Origin of the sequence: Paenibacillus hexagrammi (assembly GCF_021513275.1) — a bacterium.
Lineage (GTDB): Bacteria > Bacillota > Bacilli > Paenibacillales > NBRC-103111 > Paenibacillus_E > Paenibacillus_E hexagrammi.
Window position 1 is genome coordinate 3941981 of sequence record NZ_CP090978.1, and the last position, 18409, is coordinate 3960389.

At 48.2% G+C, this 18409-nt stretch carries 15 protein-coding genes and 3 pseudogenes; 6 read left to right on the forward strand and 12 right to left on the reverse strand.

The features are described 5' to 3' along the window. Positions 1 to 143: 143 nt before the first annotated feature. On the reverse strand, positions 144 to 1253 hold the full coding sequence (locus L0M14_RS18065; RefSeq protein WP_235118028.1) for a GerAB/ArcD/ProY family transporter: 1110 nt from the start codon (positions 1251 to 1253) through the stop codon (positions 144 to 146). Positions 1254 to 1361: 108 nt separating this feature from the next. Between L0M14_RS18065 and L0M14_RS18070 the strand changes: the two genes are divergently transcribed. Beyond that, positions 1362 to 1616 carry a YczF family membrane protein gene (locus L0M14_RS18070; protein WP_235118029.1) on the forward strand — a complete coding sequence of 85 codons (255 nt, stop codon included), beginning with the start codon at positions 1362 to 1364 and terminating at the stop codon, positions 1614 to 1616. Between the two features lie 5 nt (positions 1617 to 1621). On the opposite strand, the pseudogene L0M14_RS18075 reads toward L0M14_RS18070, so the two are convergent. The 7 genes and pseudogenes from L0M14_RS18075 to L0M14_RS18110 all read right to left on the reverse strand — a co-directional run bounded on the left by L0M14_RS18075 (position 1622) and on the right by L0M14_RS18110 (position 11290). Beyond that, positions 1622 to 2823: pseudogene (locus L0M14_RS18075) on the reverse strand (Ger(x)C family spore germination protein). After that, positions 2820 to 4429, reverse strand: a pseudogene (locus tag L0M14_RS32040) (spore germination protein). Before L0M14_RS32040 ends, L0M14_RS18075 begins: the two co-directional pseudogenes overlap by 4 nt. Positions 4430 to 4597: 168 nt before the next feature. Continuing rightward, positions 4598 to 5350 carry a carbohydrate ABC transporter permease gene (locus L0M14_RS18090; RefSeq protein WP_235122948.1) on the reverse strand — a complete coding sequence of 251 codons (753 nt, stop codon included), beginning with the start codon at positions 5348 to 5350 and terminating at the stop codon, positions 4598 to 4600. Positions 5351 to 5497: 147 nt separating this feature from the next. Further along, on the reverse strand, positions 5498 to 6394 hold the full coding sequence (locus L0M14_RS18095; RefSeq protein WP_405030791.1) for a carbohydrate ABC transporter permease: 897 nt from the start codon (positions 6392 to 6394) through the stop codon (positions 5498 to 5500). Positions 6395 to 6433: 39 nt separating this feature from the next. Beyond that, positions 6434 to 7822, reverse strand: coding sequence for an ABC transporter substrate-binding protein (locus L0M14_RS18100; RefSeq protein WP_235118032.1), 1389 nt, complete (start codon positions 7820 to 7822; stop codon positions 6434 to 6436). Positions 7823 to 7922: 100 nt separating this feature from the next. Next, a complete protein-coding gene (locus L0M14_RS18105; RefSeq protein WP_235118033.1) occupies positions 7923 to 9554 on the reverse strand; it encodes a response regulator in 1632 nt (543 codons plus the stop codon). Positions 9555 to 9685: 131 nt separating this feature from the next. Beyond that, entirely contained in the window at positions 9686 to 11290 is a 1605-nt protein-coding gene (locus L0M14_RS18110; protein WP_235118034.1) for a sensor histidine kinase, read from the reverse strand. Between the two features lie 214 nt (positions 11291 to 11504). On the opposite strand from L0M14_RS18110, the gene L0M14_RS18115 reads away from it, so the two are divergent. The 4 genes and pseudogenes from L0M14_RS18115 (at position 11505) to tenA (ending at position 15409) form a co-directional block, all read left to right on the forward strand. Then, on the forward strand, positions 11505 to 12782 hold the full coding sequence (locus L0M14_RS18115; RefSeq protein ID WP_235118035.1) for a PASTA domain-containing protein: 1278 nt from the start codon (positions 11505 to 11507) through the stop codon (positions 12780 to 12782). 88 nt (positions 12783 to 12870) lie between these two features. Next, complete coding sequence (locus tag L0M14_RS18120) at positions 12871 to 13650, forward strand: Cof-type HAD-IIB family hydrolase (protein WP_235118036.1); 780 nt, start codon at positions 12871 to 12873, stop codon at positions 13648 to 13650. A 260-nt stretch (positions 13651 to 13910) separates the two neighbouring features. Further along, positions 13911 to 14726 carry a hydroxyethylthiazole kinase gene (thiM, locus tag L0M14_RS18125; protein ID WP_235118037.1) on the forward strand — a complete coding sequence of 272 codons (816 nt, stop codon included), beginning with the start codon at positions 13911 to 13913 and terminating at the stop codon, positions 14724 to 14726. An 18-nt stretch (positions 14727 to 14744) separates the two neighbouring features. Continuing rightward, positions 14745 to 15409: pseudogene (gene tenA / locus L0M14_RS18130) on the forward strand (thiaminase II). A gap of 251 nt (positions 15410 to 15660) precedes the next feature. Here tenA and L0M14_RS18135 read toward each other — a convergent pair. From L0M14_RS18135 to nrdR, 4 genes are all read right to left on the reverse strand, one after another. Further along, complete coding sequence (locus L0M14_RS18135; RefSeq protein WP_235118038.1) at positions 15661 to 16407, reverse strand: SDR family NAD(P)-dependent oxidoreductase; 747 nt, start codon at positions 16405 to 16407, stop codon at positions 15661 to 15663. Next, positions 16404 to 17330, reverse strand: coding sequence for an aminoglycoside phosphotransferase family protein (locus L0M14_RS18140; RefSeq protein WP_235118039.1), 927 nt, complete (start codon positions 17328 to 17330; stop codon positions 16404 to 16406). Before L0M14_RS18140 ends, L0M14_RS18135 begins: the two co-directional genes overlap by 4 nt. Before the next feature lie 66 nt (positions 17331 to 17396). Beyond that, a complete protein-coding gene (locus L0M14_RS18145) occupies positions 17397 to 17543 on the reverse strand; it encodes a hypothetical protein (protein WP_235118040.1) in 147 nt (48 codons plus the stop codon). A gap of 24 nt (positions 17544 to 17567) precedes the next feature. Beyond that, on the reverse strand, positions 17568 to 18047 hold the full coding sequence (gene nrdR, locus L0M14_RS18150; RefSeq protein WP_235118041.1) for a transcriptional regulator NrdR: 480 nt from the start codon (positions 18045 to 18047) through the stop codon (positions 17568 to 17570). Between the two features lie 106 nt (positions 18048 to 18153). On the opposite strand from nrdR, the gene L0M14_RS18155 reads away from it, so the two are divergent. Next, positions 18154 to 18378 carry an alpha/beta-type small acid-soluble spore protein gene (locus L0M14_RS18155; RefSeq protein ID WP_235118042.1) on the forward strand — a complete coding sequence of 75 codons (225 nt, stop codon included), beginning with the start codon at positions 18154 to 18156 and terminating at the stop codon, positions 18376 to 18378. Positions 18379 to 18409: the final 31 nt, after the last annotated feature.

Below are 18409 nucleotides of genomic sequence, written 5' to 3' on the forward strand. Positions count from 1 at the left end.
GACATTTTGTTATTTGATTGAAGTCAAAGCTTCTAAGGTGATAACAAAACTGTCAAAGGCAACCGCTACGCTTCTCCGAAAACTACTGAGCTCTTCACTCCCGCTTTCTCAAAAGTCTGACTGCTCCTCTCAGGAGCAGTTTTTTATTTTAAAAGGGATGGTGGAGACAGCCGTCTTCGTATCAGCTGTACAAGAAAGAGCAGTACCGGAATGCAGAATGACACGATGCCCAGGAAAAACATCGAGCTTTCAACCCCCTCCTGTAAATGCTCCGGGAAGCTCCACGCCGATAAGATGGAAACCAGCAGCACCACAGCCCCTACGGGATAAGCAAGTTTCCGTTCCTCTTTGATTTGAAATACATCTGCCGTAATGACCATGGCGGCGTAACAATACATACTCATTTTAAAGAAAACCCCAATAATGAGTGTCAGAACCACAATAGCATCCATCCGCTGCAGAAAATCGGCTACATTCGCCAAGCTTATCGTCGTAAAGAGCGGAAAAATAGATCTCCCGTATATATTTGAACCCAGCGTTGCTATCTCAAGAGCATGCGTCATACTAAGAATGAGACCACTGATAATAATACCGGCTAATCCGCTGATCCTAACTGCTTTCGTTCGATTCAATCGGGGAAATACGGTGGTAAAGCATACTAATTCCGCAAAGGGAAACAAAAATATATTCGGGTAGGCCATCTGCAGAATTGACTTCCAACCCGCTCCATAGATAGGGAGCAAATTTCTGGGTTCGACCACACCTGATAAAAGCAGTGTACAGCCACCGATTAAGCCTAAGCATACCGTGATTATTAAATAGATCTCTCCTAGCCGAAAGAAGACTTCTATGCCTTTGTTTAATACATAGACAACTGCGATGATCATGACTGCATGGATAACAAGCATGGGAGTCTGATCGTAAGCAACCGTAATCAGGAGGTCGCCGGCTTCCCTTAAATTGCGCGAAGCATTATATAGAAAGTAAGCAATGTAGAGGAAGATCATCGGAAAGCCGATATAGGGTCCGACTATTTTACGAATATAACCGCTGAGTATGACATTCGGATATTGGCGAAACAAATAATCATAGACAAGGTAGATGGCAATTCCGCCGGGAAGGGCCGCAAGTATGGACAACCACACTCCTTGTTCAGCCTTTAAGCCGATAGGAACAACCAAAGCTGTACCAAATTCGAATAAGACAATTACCGCAAACAACTGATTGGAGCTAATATTTTTGACATCTGACAAGTCCATCACCTTCACTTTTCTTACCACTAAGCTTAATTAAGCTTATTTTATCCTTGATTTGGCAACCCTATAAGCACTAGAATTTATATTGCAATTGGAGGAATTCCTTTGAGAGTGCTCTCTGCTTATGTTTCGATCTTACTTATCAGCTTGTCGTTTTTGCTGATTACGGACTTGGTAGCTGGCATGAAGCTGTCAACAGCCATTGATATTATGAAACGTGCCTACTTCTCTTCCACAAGGATGGAGGAGTTCATTCTTATCTTCATCCTGCTCTACCCCATAATCAATTATACGGTGAAGAAGGCTTTCTTCCGCAGTAAAAACGGTTCTAGCCAGGACTTCAACGAAGGATCCGGCTAGCTCCCTTATTGTTCAATAAAGTAGGGCTTACTTCTCATCCCCGTCCGTCTAATATAGGCTTCTATAGTCGTCTCAACTTGACAATCGGCAAACACATCTTGCCAATGATCTTTTATTTGCTTCCACTCTTTGGGGTATTGACGCTTCAGCTCTTCACCGAATCCAAAAATATCGCTCTTTTGGCTTTGAGCAACTTGAATGGCTTCCTTCACTTCAACTTCCGTTTCTTTCGCCCATTGGTTCTGAAGATGAACGATAACATCACGTTTGCTAAGATCCATTGGGCAATGGACTTCGTTGACAGTTCCATCTTCCTTGATATGGATGTGAAACATCGGTTTTCCCTGCATCATCGTTATGTTTACCTTCGTTTCGGACCGTATCAGCTCTACCGCGGCCTCTTCCTTACTTTCCTTACATGGAAGATTGACAACAGTGCCCTTCATTTTATTTTGCAGCCATAACGTCCCGCGCGCCTCATTTCCATCCAACCATTTCACTAGTTTCTTATCCTTAAATAAGGCAATACCGTCGATTTGGATATAAGTTGGTAATTTGGAGTTACTCTTATTTGACATCTCACTGCCTTTGGTTATATTTCCTTTCACCCGAATACCGCTTATTGCCGTTTCGCCTTTACTAAGCAATGCTTTTACTACATCTATGATTTTATTATCCAAGCTGTTTCCCCAGATTTCCGAGGATATCTTTTCTCGTTTGACAATGCCTTCAGCCTGGTCCTTTTCCAACGAAGTCAATATCCTAAGCACAGATTCAGCTTCTGTATTTCTCGCTATCAATACATGGGAACTCATGCGTAATTCATGCGATCTCTCAAAAAAATCAAACAGATCGCCAATCCCTTCTTTAGCTAAGGCTTCTCCAATCACTACCTGCTGGGTATGCGCGAAGAATAGCTGCCTGGCCACTTTTTGTGACGTTTTGCGCAGAGCGCCGAACAGGGTGTCGTCAGACTCGGAATAGACCAAGGTGGGAATCCCGCTCCCGCCCCCTTTGTTCCTGTCGAAACAGAGCCAGGGATAATAATCTGAAATGAAACTTGATATTTATCAGAATCCTGCGGCTTATCGATCCCCATTCCGACAACGATCGCTAGATCATCCAGCTCTCTACCATTCAAGCAGCCGCTCATTACAAGCATCAAGCATAGAATCGCCCCAAGTGGGACAAGCTTCTTAAGTTTCATGACGATTCCTCTCCGGCAGGCTCACTTTGAGCTGCAGACGGACTTTCCTGACTGGTCCGGGATACCTTATTCTGACTGATCAACCGGGGACGGGTCGTTAACTTGAATATCGGAAAGCGAAAGAAGGTGTCCTTCTGATCATCGAGTATAAAAGGTCCTAACGGAGCCATATACGGGATTCCAAACGAACGCAGTCCGCACATATGGGCAAGAATCATGATGCTGAGGATGGCAATCCCGTAAAAGCCAAGAAACCCGGCAGCGATAATCATGGGAAACCGAAGTAAACGCACCGCAAGCGCCATGCTGTATGAAGGAGTCGCGAAGCTGGATATGCCTGTTAAGGCAACGACAATGACCATAGATGCTGAGATGATCCCGGCTTCAACTGCCGCTTGCCCCAACACAAGTGCCCCGACAATGGACACCGCTTGACCGATCGCACGTGGCATTCGGATACCGGCCTCCCGCAAAATTTCAAACGTGACTTCCATGATCATCGCCTCGATGAAGGCCGGGAATGGCGTGCTTTCTCGTTGAGCAGCTAGGCTTATTAATAATGACGTAGGAATCATTTCCTGGTGATACGTAATGGCAGACACATAGATGGATGGAATGAACAACGAGATGAGCAAAGCCATAAATCTTAATAATCGTATCGCTGTCGCCATCTCATAACGCTGATAATAATCTTCCGCCGCTTGAAAAAAACTAAAAAACGTGAAGGGAGCGATAAGGACAAATGGGGATCCATCCACAAAGATAGCGACTTTGCCTTCAATTAAATTGCCGGCTACCGTATCGGGACGCTCGGTATTATTCAGGGTTGGAAAAAGGTGTACGTCTTATCCTGTATCAATTGTTCGATATATCCGGACTCCAATATGGAGTCGAAATTAATTTGCTGTAATCTGTACCTTACCTCCTCAACAATCTTGTCATTGGCAATTCCCTTGATATACATGAACGCAACATCTGTTTGTGTCACAGTGCCGATTTTCATCGGCTCCAGCCATAGATTAGAGCTTCTGATTCGTCGGCGCACAAGCGCTACATTCGTGCCTATGGACTCGTTAAAGCCATCCTTAGGTCCCCGAATTACAACCTGTGAGGTAGGCTCAGTGACCCCTCTCATTTCACCGCCGCGGGTACCGCATACCATTGCATGAGTGTTATCATCGAGAAGGATGACTGTGTCCCCTGAAAGGATAGATAGGATCACGCCGTTCCAATTGTCAACCACCTTAACCTCGCCCACGGTAAGCGCATTGGTTCGAATGAATTCAAAGATTCCTTTTTCCTTAGATAACCGTTCAAAGTCTTCTCTTTCTGAATCAATCATCAAAGAATGCAAAATGAACGTATTGACTAAGTCTTTATCTATAATTCCGTCTGTATAGATGACAGCAACCGGTGTAAAGGTGGCTCCCACCTCAAATTGTCGGATCGTAATGTCAGGACTTTGTCCAAACTGTACTCGGATTTGCTGCAAATTATCCTCTAAACATGGCAGCAAAGGAGAGGCCCCATTTGCAAGTTGGCTGCTGTCGGCGAAATGCCGATGGTCTAGCGTGCTTTTACTCCGAAATTTGCTCCATGGAAGCATGAACTTCCCCCACTTTCCTTTATTGGATAAGAAAGTCACTGTATAGCATGTCTCCAATAATTGAGAAATATGAGTCTCGGACAAATAACGTAGAAGCCGCCACTCAGGTGCAATTTGTCACCTTAAGATGGCAGCTTTCTCTTTGGATACATGCGTTAGCTATTCCCTTTATCCTTTCACAGAGCCTGCAGTAACCTGCATGAACGATTTATTGGCAAAGACGTACACAATCAGAATCGGCAGCATCGATAAGCATGCTCCAGCCAGCATGAGATGGGTTTGCATAGCCGCACTGTTGCCATAGCGTAGATTCGTTAAGCCTACCGTCAGCGTTTGCAGCTTCGGGTTGTTCATCGTGAACACCAGGGGCAGAATATATTCATTCCACCCTGTTCGAAAAGCAAACAATGCAGTGACGCCAAGTCCCGGCTTCAACAGCGGCAGAATGATCTTGCCGTAGATCCCTAGGAAGCTGCAGCCATCAAGATTAGCAGCTTCATCCAATTCCCGCGGGATCGCCTTAAAGAATCCGAGTAATATGAAGAACGTGCTGGCGTGTGCGCTCACCAAGATGAGTATGACGCCCCACAAGGAGGTATTCAAGTGCAGCTTGACCATAAGCTCGAACTGCGGTCGAAGCACAACCGCACCTATCGAGATGAACATGGTAGAGGCTTGCATCAAGATAAATAGCCGCTTGCCCGCGAATTCACGACGATCCACTACGTATCCTGCCAGAGAGGCTACCAGCAGCGTGCCCACTGTCGAAGCGCCGCTTACAAATAGACTGTTCCAGGTATAGGCGGAGAATTTCGCCTTCTCCCACGCTTCTCCATAGTTGGTAAACATCCAGTGCTTGGGTAAGATCGTAGCCCCGGAGGCGAGCTCCATATTCGTTTTGAAGGACCCTAACAACGTCATTAGCACTGGAAATAAAGTAAAGAACGCAATCACAGCCAGGAATATCCATATGCCCAATCGGGCTAATCCTCTTTTACTGCGATAGCAGGAAGGAATGCTTTCTGCTGTTGACTCACAACAGTCATATTGTCCACTTGAGGTCACCGCCTAATAAATCTGATTAAGCCGCTTGGATACGAAGAAATATATTCCGGTAACGGCTCCGACAATAAGAGCTGTGGCAAATCCAACGGCGCTCCCATAGCCAATCTCTTGAATAAGCACGGAACCTGTAGACACCGGAAACAAGAGCTTGTATACATACAAGTACATGACCTCTGTCCTTCCCACAGGCCCGCCTTCCGTAAGTACCATGATGCTTTCATACCCTTTGAGCGACACAGTAATGGCGAGCATCATAATCATCTGCAGCACGGGACCCAGCATGGGGACTGTGATCTTCCAGAACTTTTGAAAGCTATTCGCTCCGTCGATATCTGCACTTTCGTACAGGTCACCGGGAATATTTTGCAATCCTGCGAGAAACAGCAGCATATAGTTGCCGATCGCTCCCCAGATAGCCACAATGATCACAGTGAGCATCGCGTATTTCGGTCCCAGCCAGTCAATACTCCCGGAGATGACATGATATTTGAGCAAAAATTGATTTAAAAGTCCGTTATAAGAATTAAAGATGATATAGAAGACAACCGCAATCACAGCCGAGCTAATGACCGTAGGCATAAAATAAATAGCCCGCCATATTTGTCTGCCTTTCAATCCCTTATTTAACAGGACCGCAAGTACAAGTGACAACGGTATGGTCACAATAATCTTACCTCCGGCATAAATCCCCGTATTCCAAACCGCATTCCAAAACAAATCGTCGCTCCAAAGCCTGACGAAATTATCGAAACCGATAAAAATTTCCTTCCCGTAGCCTTTGTAGTCATAGAACATATACCGAATGGCCCACAATACCGGATAAATGCCCAAGACTAACGTGAGGAAAAAACTCGGTAACAGCAGCCCGTAATTTTCCAGCTGCGTGCGCCATTTGATCACGGACGTTCACCTCCTAATCGAACCCTCGAGTCTCCAAAATCATTTGTCCAGCATGGTGCCTTGCAAGCTCGCAGGGTCAAAACTAGGGTCCTTAGTAACTTTCACGTCGCCGGAGGCCGCAGCCTTCTCCAAAGCGGCATTATATCGGCTGTTCAAATCCGAAACTACGGTATCCAGCGATCCGCCGTCCAACATATACTTCAAGAAGGCGCTTCCATAATCAAGCCCTTGCACCGTTACAGCTGGAGGGACCGGCCATAATGCATCGTATTTCGTGATCAAGAAGCCTTCTACACCATTTATCTCGGGCTTCTTCGCCTTTGCTGCTATGGAAGGAACGGCCGATAAACCAAAGCCTTGCTCATGATAGTCCTGCAGAACAGAATCGCTATACATATAAGAAAGGAATTTCCAAGCTGCCTCTTTGTTCTTGGACCCGCTGCTAATGCCGAGCCATTGGCCTGAGTTGGCAAAGCCCGCTGCCCCTTTCACGGTTCCGTCAATGGTAGGAGCCTGCGCCGCCGCCCAATGAATTTGTGTTGGGAATTGGCTCTTGTACACACCAGGTTCAGCCGAATAAGACAAATACATACCGATCTTCCCTTGCGCAAACTGTGCTCGGAGTGGGTCAATGTCTAAGGATTCTACACCTGGCAGCATGCTGCCGTCGTCCTTCATTTGTTTGAATGCCTCAATAACTGCTTTGTACGGGGTGAAGTCGAATTGCCCCTGCTTTTCATCAAAGCCGAAGCCGTCATAGCCGCTTAGCTGAAGAATTTCTCTCGCCGAACGGTCCAAGGCACTCTTCGGACTCTTGAAATTGAGCGCAAAGCCATATTGCCCGTCAGCTTTCCCTACAGCTGTAATTTTCTTGGCGTCTTCCACCAATTCCTTAAGGGTCACAGGAGGATTCGCGATGCCGGCCTTATCGAACAAATCTTTGTTATAAATCAGTCTCAACGTATAGCCGAAGTTGGGCAGGGAATAGATTTTGCCGTTAAAGCGGTTCACTTGGTCTTGAAAGGTCGATTCAAACTTTTTCTTCATATCGTCGGTCAGATAGCTGTCCAAAGGCTCCAGATATCCTTTCTTCACAAAAGGAATCGTCGTGTCCTGATTCGGACGCAAAATATCCGGCATCTGATTGCTGGCGAAGGCGATATCCACGGACTGGGTATAATTCTCGGCCATAGACGTTACTTCTACCTCGATATTATCCTTGTTAGTCTTGTTGAACGTCTCTACGGTGCTCTTCATAAAATCAAAGTCGTGGCGGTCGAACGTCCAAAACACCAGCTTGGTCTTCTCACCTGATGCCACAGGTGCATTCGTGCTTGTAGTAGTTGGAGCATCTGTCTGAGATGTGCATCCCGCTAAGCTCCAGGCCGCAATGAATGCGGTACAAATGGTAGCAATTTGTCTTTTCAATGTCTTTCCTCCCTTGTATGCTTGGCTCTGAGTTCATTATAGAAAGGATCGAATCTATTTCGTAGGAGGGAATCCAAAGAAGAAGGGGGAGAATTTACAGCTATTTCCGACTTTCAGGTTGATTGAGATACTGATCTCTATATTCCGAGGGAGTCATGCCGAATGTTTTCTTGAACACATCGCTAAAATATCTACGGTCCTCATATCCGACCTCCGCTGCAATGTCCTGCACCAATCGGCCGTCCAGCAGCATGATTTTCGCCTTTTCCATCCTTTCTTGCGTGACGAACTGGACAAAGGTCATTCCTGTTACTTTCTTGAACAGATGGACGAAATAGTTGCCGCTGACATGCACGTGCTTGGCGCACTCGCCTACAGTAAGGTCCAAATGCAGCCTGTCTTGGATATAAGCGATCGCCTGGTCAATGGTACGCTCTGATTCTGTGCGCTGGCTGCTTTCAATGCGGGAACATCCTTCCTTGCAGAGATCCAGCAAGACTTGCTGGAGTTCTTTGAGCGGGGCCGAGATCAGCCATGTCCGGTCATGAAGCTTTTGATCGAAGGCTTCAATGTCCGTGTAATTTACCTTCTCGAGCAATACCCTGACGATGCGGGTTGCAAGCTCATAATAGACAAACATCACATGCATAGGATCGGGAAAATTCGTTCCGCCGCTCGACAGCTCCTGAAAAATCGCCTCAAGCGCATCTTTCGACTTTCGAAAATTACCCGACCGCAGCGACAGTGTCAGCTCCTGCTCCCTATCGCTGGAATAACGCGGAACCGCGCGGTCTCCGCCCACGACATCGTCGTAGAGCAGTACAACATTGCCCCCTTCATAGAATTGGTACGATAGCGCAAATAAAGCTTCCCGATAAGCATCCATGAGCTGGACAGCATGGGAGATCTTCCGGCTCTGACCGATCGTTACTGTAAATTTCGTGTAGGATGCCACATGTTCGCAGCACTGCTCGGCGACCCGGGATGGCGGCAGCTCGGCCGAGGCTTGATAGATGACCACAAATCTGCTGGCCGTATCGCGAAAAATCAAGCCCTTCGTATGAGCCTGAACCGTCTCCTCCACAATATTTTGCAGAGAAAACCTCATCAGCTCAACTTCCTCAATCGATAGGAACAGGCTTTGCTCCTCCCAATTATCCATTTCAATGATCATCAGCGTGAGTTCCTTCATATCCAGATCGATTTGGAGAAAATCCCACCTTTTCTGAATACGTTCCTCGTTGGTTCGGTGATGGATCAGTAGGTGGAAAAATTCCTGTCGCAAAATCGGCAGGCTTTCTTTTAATTTGTTCTGTATCTCTGCAATACGTTGTTCCTTTGCCCTGTGGGCTTCCATCTCCAGCTTCGCCTTCAGAACCACCTGCAGAATTTGATCCGCTGAATGCGGTTTCATAATATAATCAAACGCACCTAGCCGAATTGCCTGCTTGGCATATTCAAAATCGTTATATCCGGTAAAGAAGATGACTTTTCCTACATAATTCTCATCCCGCAGCTTTTCCAGCATCTCGAGTCCGTCTAAGTTCGGCATGCGAATATCTGTAAGAATCACATCGGGCTGGGTCTCTCTAACAAGACGCAATCCCTCTTCTCCGTCCAATGCTGTTCCTACGACATCAATACCGTGGTCAGTCCAGGGAATCACTTTGGATATCCCTTCCACGACGCTCTTGACGTCATCAATCACGCAAAGTGCGCAGTTCTGCTTCATACGATTGCCCTCCCATAGGAATCAGTAAAGTTACTTGGGTGCCCTCCCCAGGCTCACTCTGCAATTTCATCGAGGCTCCGGCTCCATAATACAGCTGCAAGCGGTGATAAATATTTCTCAAAGCATAGCTGTTACCCGGTTCCGGTCTCCAACCGCTCGCCGACTTGACCGTTTACATACCCCTTGCCATTATCTTGGACCGTAATCACCACATGCGGCTTGATGGCGCAGACTTGAACGCGAATCATGCCCCCGGACCGTTTATTTTTAAAGCCATGTAAAATCGAATTTTCGACCAAGGGCTGCAGCATCAATTTCAAAACAGGGATTTGAAGCAAAGAATCTTCTTCTACCAGAATTTCATAGGCAAAAAGCTCCTCGTAGCATTTCATCTGCAAATGCAGATACTGCTCCAAATGCTCCAGCTCCTTCTCCAGCGTTGTCATCTCATTGCCGCCGTTCAGACCCAATTGAAACATTCGTGATAAAGCAAGCACCATGTCGCCCACATCGCCGTTTTGTCCCATCTGATTGCGCCAATAAATCGTATTCAAGGTGTTATATAAAAAATGCGGCGAAATCTGTGCCTGCAGCGCTTTCACCTCCGCTTTGCTTCGGTCCGCTTCCACTTGCTTGTTCTTCTCAATCAAATTCGAAATTTCATCCAGCATCCGGTTAAAGCGGTCACCCAAACGGCTGAACTCATCGCTAGAACGGCTTTCGTAGCGAACCGTCAAATCGTTGTTTTCTACGCGTTTCATTACAATTCTCAGGCTTTGAAGCGGTTTCAATAGAAATCGCATAAGCATTCTGGACACGAGCAAAGCCACACAAATACAGCCTGCCGCTACAGAGATGGTCAGCCATTTTATACGATTCAGCTGTCTTAACAATTCGGAACGCTTCTGGATACTAACCAGCGCCCAATCCTTATTTACTTCAAGTCCCGCGTAATTGAAAATATATTGATTTTTCATCATCGCCGGGTCGATATGACCATTAGCAATCTGACTTGCCAGACGGGGATTGAGCTCGACTTCTTTCCATAAGTCCGGAACGGATTCCAATACCTCGGAGCCTTCGTGTGTGACTAGGACCATATCGGCATTCGTCTGATTCAGGTTCGCCCTTAAGACATCCCTAAGCGAGCTTTCCAGAACATTCACGATAATATACACATCGCTTACGTCCAAGGTCGGGGCTATCACCAGTGACACGACACGCTTATGGCTGCTGAAGAAAGGATCCTCATGGCCTGCGATCCAGACATTGTTTTTGGAGGCCTGAACTCTGCGGTAAGGGTCGGACTCATTGAACTTCACAGATGTGCTGCGAACCTGTGCAGTATCATAAAAATCACCGATCGGCGTACTAATCAGTACAGATTCGGCCATAGGCTCGTTCAGCTTAATCTGCGCAAACAACGGCTGCATGGCGCTTAAATGAGCCGGGTACTGGGAGCTGTCTCCAAGGGATACATCCCGGATCGTCCCCTTAAATGCGTCACTGAACATCAAGGTCATCACAGAAACAACAATATGTCTCATACGCTCGTCCAGCACCTGCTTCGAGGTGTTCATCGTCTCCTGCCCGCTTCTTGCGGCATTGGACTCCACAATATCGGACGCGATCCAATAAGCACCGCCGCCTGCCAGGGAAACAGCCAATATAATCAATATGACGAAGGCAGCCTGAATCCGAAAATGAAAGGATAATGAATCATACCATTTTTGCAATTAATTTCACCTCTTACATTCCTGATGGACCCATTTCTCCCCCACTGTAACATAAGCACTTATTTGCCGCTATGCTTTCCTATTGAGATTTCATATTTTCGTATTTACCGAATCTATGTAATAATATGAAAGTCTGGATTTCATTTCATAAACCAAATAGATTAGAATATAAATAATAACGAACCACCCTATCAGGAAAGGATGGATTCAAGCTTTGAATAATTCCATGAACAATCGCTATCAAGAACACCAGCAAATTCTTGCGCACACAAACGGGACGCTCTACTACGGAGAAGATGTATCCCTGCGCAGGACTGTACTGCTATATAGGACCAAATCCATGAACACTCCCTCCGTTGATGAATACATCCAACGCTTCGGCAAAACCGCTTCGTTCGTCCATGATTCCTTTCATCACATTCTCGACACATCACGGTTAGCTGACTCGCTGCTCATTGTTCTTCAATTCAGGCAAGGTAAACCGCTGCGCGAGCAGTTAAATAAGCCTTCCCGAACATTCTCCTCGGTCGTCACCATGGCCGCTGAACTGGGCGTCGCGATGTTGGATGCGTTGGAAGAGCAAATTACCGGATATTCCATTGATGTCGATAACCTGTGGCTCAGTGATGACGGCAAATTATCCATTCTTACTTATTGGGAGGACGGCTTGCCTCATACGCAGGGTGCCGTCGGGCTATGCCGATTGCTCGTCCAGCTCTTATCAGGCTCCAAGCCGATTCCCGGACCTTTCGAGGCGCTTCACACCCATCTGGAACGGATGGAAATTGCATCGGCAAAGCTGGAACAAAAGGACGCTCTGGTGAAGCTGATCAAGAGAGTCTGCCAAGGCCAAGCCTCGTTGTCGGCCATGGTATTCGAGCTCCGCGGGCTTCTTTCAGCCGGGAACGTCAAAGCGGAAGCGCCGTCTGCGCTAAACGCTAGATCCGCTCGCGTACGTACAGAGGTCAGATCCATCGAGCAGAAGGAGGACCTAAAGCTAGAGGAAGAGCTAGAGGAAGAGGAAGAGGATATGAGGAGTGAGCAATCCTCGCATTCGTCTCCATCACCTCGTTCGAATAAAGCCTGGCTGTGGAGCACGGGCGCTGTGCTTGCACTCATTTTGCTTGTCTGGGCGATCTGGCCAAGCGACAAGTCCCAGCCTGTCACGGCCACAATCTCCACAAAGCCTATTCCCACACCTTCTCACGCAGCGTCTCCGACGCCGAACGCTCAACCTAAGCAAACTGCGGGAAGCAACCGAGCAGACGGTAGCGGCGACTCGGAGCCTGAGGAGACTACGATACCGAATCTTGTTGGTCTTGATCAAGCCGCCGCAGAGCAGGCCGCATTGTCAGCCGGGCTGCATTACAACTACTTGCTGGAAGCTAACGATCAGGAGAACGGCTCCGTATTCAAGCAGGATCCGCAGCCGGGAAGTCAAGCTTATAAGGGAGATAGTATTACGTTCTGGGTGAGCAAGGGCAGTCAATAACGGGACACCTATCAATAAATTTTACTTGAACGGCACTCCCTGATGTGCAACACTAGTGGAAACAGACAGATAGGAGTGCTAGAGAGAGATGAGCTATAAAATCGTATTTTTTGACATTGACGGCACGCTAGTCAACGAGCAGAAGCTGGTGCCTGCCGACACTGTGAAAGCCATTAAGGAACTGCAGGAAACTGGTGTGGAGGCTGTAATAGCCACAGGAAGAGCACCTTATTTCTTTGGGCCCTTAGCCCAAGAGCTCGGCATCAATTCCTTTGTCAGCCTGAACGGCGCCTATGTCGTCTATCAAGGCAAACCGCTTTACAAAAATCCGATACCTCGTTCCAGTCTGGAAGCGCTCGTCGCTTATTCCAGCGAGAAGAACCATTCGCTTGTATTCGAAGGCAGTGAGGCGTTCTTCGCCAATTCAGAGTCTCATGTATTCGTTGAAGATTCCGTCCTCTCACTCAGGGTTGAGCTTCCGGGTTATGATCCTGATTTTTGGAAAAAGGAAGATATTTATCAAGTGTTCCTACACTGTGAAGCGCATGAGGAGCACCTCTACGAGCCTAAGTTCCCGGATCTGAAGCTGATCCGCTGGCATGAAAAAGCCATGGATGTGCTGCCTGCAGGCGGCTCCAAAGCCAAGGGTATTGAAGCCATGCTCAAGATGCTCGGCATTCAGCCCCATGAAGCCGTCGCCTTCGGAGACGGGCTTAATGACAAAGAGATGCTCGAATATGTAGGACTTGGCATCGCGATGGGGAACTCGCATAAAGAATTGCTGCCTTTTGCTGATTATGTAACGGCATCCGTTGACGAAGGCGGGATCCGTCAAGGTCTTCATTACGCTCATTTAATTCATGCTTAATCAGCTTTTGCTCTTCGGGCAGACTAAGCTTAATGGTTGCATATTTTCCAGATAGGGTCTACACTGTTAACAACTGCATAGAACTGCGGGAGCTTGCGGAAGCAGGCTGAGAGTACGGCTAATCTGTCGTAGACCGCTTGAACCTGTTGGGTAATGCCAGCGTAGGAACCGGACTCAAATGCGAGATGATCGCCGCTTTGCTTGTTTACTTACGGGCATAGTGGCGTTTTTTTATTGTCTACATAAAGGAGAGGTTGGAAATGAAGGTACAAAGAATTACCGCTTTACTGGAGCTGCTACGCAGCCGAAACCCTCTTGTCCACAACATCACGAACGTGGTTGTAACCAATTTTACGGCCAACGGGCTTCTGGCTTTGGGGGCTTCCCCCGTCATGGCCTACGCGGAAGAGGAAGTGGCCGATATGGCGAAGATCGCCGGAGCGCTCGTGCTTAATATCGGCACGTTGAATGAAACCGAAGTGCGGGCGATGAAGCTGGCCGGACGCTCGGCTAACGAGCACAGCGTTCCGGTCGTCCTCGACCCTGTCGGCGCTGGAGCTACCGCGTATCGTACGCGGACAGCGAGAGCCATCCTCGAAGAGGTGAAGGTCTCGGTGCTGCGCGGCAACGCCGCGGAGATCGCCCAGGTGATCGGCCTGGACTGGCAGATCAAGGGCGTCGACGCCGGAGAGAGCGGCGGCAGCTCCGTTGATTTGGCGATTCGGGCAGCCAAGCAGCTAGGAATTACCGTTGCGGTCACCGGCAAAGACGATATCGTCTCCGACGGCCAGAGCACTTACAAGTGCAGCAACGGTACGCCTCTGCTCACGAAAGTTACCGGCACAGGCTGCCTGCTTACTTCCGTTGTAGGTGCGTTCTTGGCCGTGGAGCCTTCCGAGCCCGCGGCGGCAGCTGCTGCAGCGCTTGTCAGCTACGGAGTCGCTGCTGAGTTGGCTGCGCAGCGCAGCGGCACACAAGGACCAGGCAGCTACCAAATCGAGCTGCTGAACGCACTCGCCCGCGTTTCTGCGGACGACATTGAACAATTGGGCCGTATGGAGGCCCTGCACACCTAAACCCTGGAGGTATCTATCATGACATTATTCTCGGAACGCATCCGCAAAGCTGCGGATGCGAGCTGGCAGGCCAGCTTTCAGCACCCGTTTGTCACCAAGCTGGCAGACGGTACACTGCCTCTAGAATGCTTCAGCTATTATATACTTCAAGACTCCTATTACCTGTCGCAATTTGGAAAGGTTCAAGCGCTTGGAGCGGCCAAAGCGAATGACTTAGCTACCAGTGCGCGCATGGCCGGACATGCCCAATCCACCTACCAAGCCGAGCTCTCGCTGCACGAAAAATTCAGCGCACTGCTCCATATCACGGACGAGCAGCGAGCAAGCTTCGAGCCGGCTCCAACAGTCTATGCCTACACGTCCCACCTGCTGCGCGCAGCGTATGAAGGACATTTGGGCGATATCGTCGCCGCTATCCTGCCCTGCTACTGGCTGTACCAGGATATTGGGGAGAACCTTAAGGGGCGAAACCCGAGCAGCCCATCTACCAAGAATGGATCAGCGCCTACGGCAGCGAATGGTTTCGCCAGCTTGTCCAGGAGCAGATAGACCGCCTGAATGAGATAGCTGACCGTGTAACCGAAGAGGATCGTAAGCGGATGGAAAGGCATTTTGTCATCTCCAGCCGCTACGAACTAGCTTTCTGGGAAATGGCTTATACAAGAGAGCAGTGGCTAAAATAATTGCGCCGGCTATGAGCCAAGCATAGATAAAATCAGCAAGCAAGATACACATGCAAGTAATAATAAAGTACACTTATACTAGTAGCTCCTGAGAGTGAAAAAGCTCATAAACTCCTAAACTCATAACGCTCATAGAACGCATAAAAAGGCTTAAAAGCACAAATAGGCTATCAAAATCACAAAAGCTTTCCAAAATCACAAAATGCAACAAAGAAGCAGCACTTCCTATCTGGATTAGGTGCTGCTTCTTGCTATTCCTCATAGATCATTTTGCGGGTCATCCCCCCATCGACGACCAAGTTGATGCCTGTAACAAAGTCGTTCTCCGGGTTCGTCAAATATAAGCAAGCTCTCGCGATATCCTCAGGCTTTCCCACTCGCCCAGCGAAATGCTGCGCATGATCAGACACCTTCAATTGTCCATAGTCACCAGTTTCGATCCATCCCGGACTGATGGCGTTGACCCGGATCCGATCGGGCGCGAGTGACGCAGCTAACGCATGCGTGAGTGATAAAATGCCACCCTTGGATGCAGCATACGCTTCCGAGTCAGGCTCGGACATCAAGGCTCTTGTTGAGCTTATATTGACGATCGAGCCTCCCCCGCTGTTTCTCATTCTTTTAGCTGCTTCCCTCGAGCAAAGGAACGTTCCCCTTAAGTTCGTGTTGATAATATAATCCCACTCATCTACTTCCAGATCATAAGGCGGCTTCCATGCTCCTAGACCGGCGTTGTTAATAAGCACATCCAGTCTGGGAACAGCGTTCTCCAGCTGCTGAAATAGAGTATGTATGGCCTCAGCTTTACTAAGCTCCACTTCATAGAAAGAGACATTCAGTCCTCTTCCAAGCAAAGCTTTTGCTGTCTTCTGGAGTTCGACCGCATCCTTATCTGCCAGGATAACTTTAGCTCCTTGAACAGCGTAGGCCACCGCAATCGCTCGTCCAATACCTCGAGCGGCTCCGGTAACTAGAACATATTGCTGATCGATTTTCATATTGTTCCCCCTCCCTGGATTAGCCTATCAAAACGCTCCGCCGCGCTGATGCTAGCCTCCTCCCCGCCTGTCTCATCCTCAATATGCCACCAGGCCGACAGAACAGCATGACAGTATGCCCACAGCAGAATTCTGGATGCATCGAGCTGAAGCAACTCCGCGAAGAGCTCTACACGACGTTTGGTCGCCTCAATCGCCCGTTCCTCGGGTACATGATTCATGAGATAAGGGATCACTTCATACTCACGTTCTCCCAATACGCCTTTCGGATCAATAGCCAACCACGGCTCCCTCTCCGCTGCAAGAATATTCCCGTGATGAAGATCTCCATGAAGCAAATAGATGTTCCGAGGATTGCGGACAAGCTCGGAGAACCTACGCTCCGCAAGCTCAACCATCCGAGTTGAAATCGAGCCCGTCCCTCCATGAAATCTGCTCCTCAGCTTTCCGTAGCCTTGGAACCAATCCGTAACGAATTGAAACGAATGACCGGACGAAGGCTTTTTCCATATCCGGCTCATCACAGAAGCTGCGATTCGGACCGCATTCTCATCATCCGAAATACCTGCCAGTGTATGTCCGGGTTCAAGTTTTTCCATGATCATCATACCCAGAGCTGCATCATGTTCTATCAGTTTTACCATTCCTATCCCTTCACCATTCATTAGTACCGCCGCCTCGGATGCCATTTCCCTGCCGCTGACAGCAAGCTTGATGACAGCCTTCGTTCCGTTCCCCATAATGACAGGCGCGACAAAGTGATACGATAGCGGATATGGCCCCAAAACATGCAGCTTGTGAGTTTCCTCAATTTTTTTGATCAACTGTGGAAAGCCATCCAGCCACTGCCGACCTTGTTCCTTGTATACCCCTAGAATCGTCCGGCGAAACGCTTCCGGAAAAGCTGTTTGATGATAATCCAAGTGTCTGACACTCCTTCACCATTTCAAACTTCTTACACCATTCTCAACATCAAACCAGCGATCAATTCATACATTCTCTAACAAAATCTCCAGCACGCCCTCATCCTCAACCATGTGGTTGAGGATCGTCATGTGACGCCACACCGCGCGCCACACCCCAAAGACAACACCAACTACAACCCCAAACAAAAAAGCCAACCATTTCAAAATCAAACGGCCGGCTCATGTATGGTGTCATTATTTTTTAGGCAGGAACCCGCCTTCATGCTTCCCCAAAATTTCCGTTAGTTCCTTCAAAAACATGTTAATGTCTTTAAACTGCCTATAGACGGAAGCGAATCGGATATAAGCCACTTCGTCGACTGGGTACAACTGCTCCATTAATATTTCACCAATGGCTCGGCTGTCCACTTCCGCATGCGCGGTGTTGCGAAGCTGCATTTCGACTTCAGAGACAATCACTTCCAATCTTTCCATGGACACAGGACGCTTCTCACAGGCACGGATTAAGCCGCGGAGAATCTTCTCTCTGCTGAATTCTTCCCGGCTGCCGTCTTTCTTAATGACGATCAGCGGTGTTTCTTCCACCATTTCAAACGTTGTAAAACGTCTGGCGCACTTCTCGCATTCTCTGCGGCGGCGTATGGATTTGTTTTCATTGGCTGATCTGGAATCGAGCACTTTCGTACCGTTATAGTCACAGAATGGGCACCTCATTCGCTCTCATCTCTCCTTTCTCCATTCAAATTTCCAAATGTTGCTTGTTATGAACTAGCGCCAAACGCCACATAATACTGTTACCACGACAAGGAGGTGAACAGACATGGGTACAGGACAATCCCGCAACAGCAATGCTTTAGTGGTTCCACAAGCAAATGCAGCGTTGGATCAGTTGAAATACGAAGTAGCGCAAGAGCTGGGTATCGCCATCCCACAAGATGGTTACTACGGTAACATGGCTACTCGTGATACTGGTGCCATCGGTGGTCACATTACTCGTCGCTTGGTACAAATCGCTGAGCAACAACTAGCTGGTCAATTCAAGTAATAACTTGAACCGATAAGTGAAAGTTGTTCGC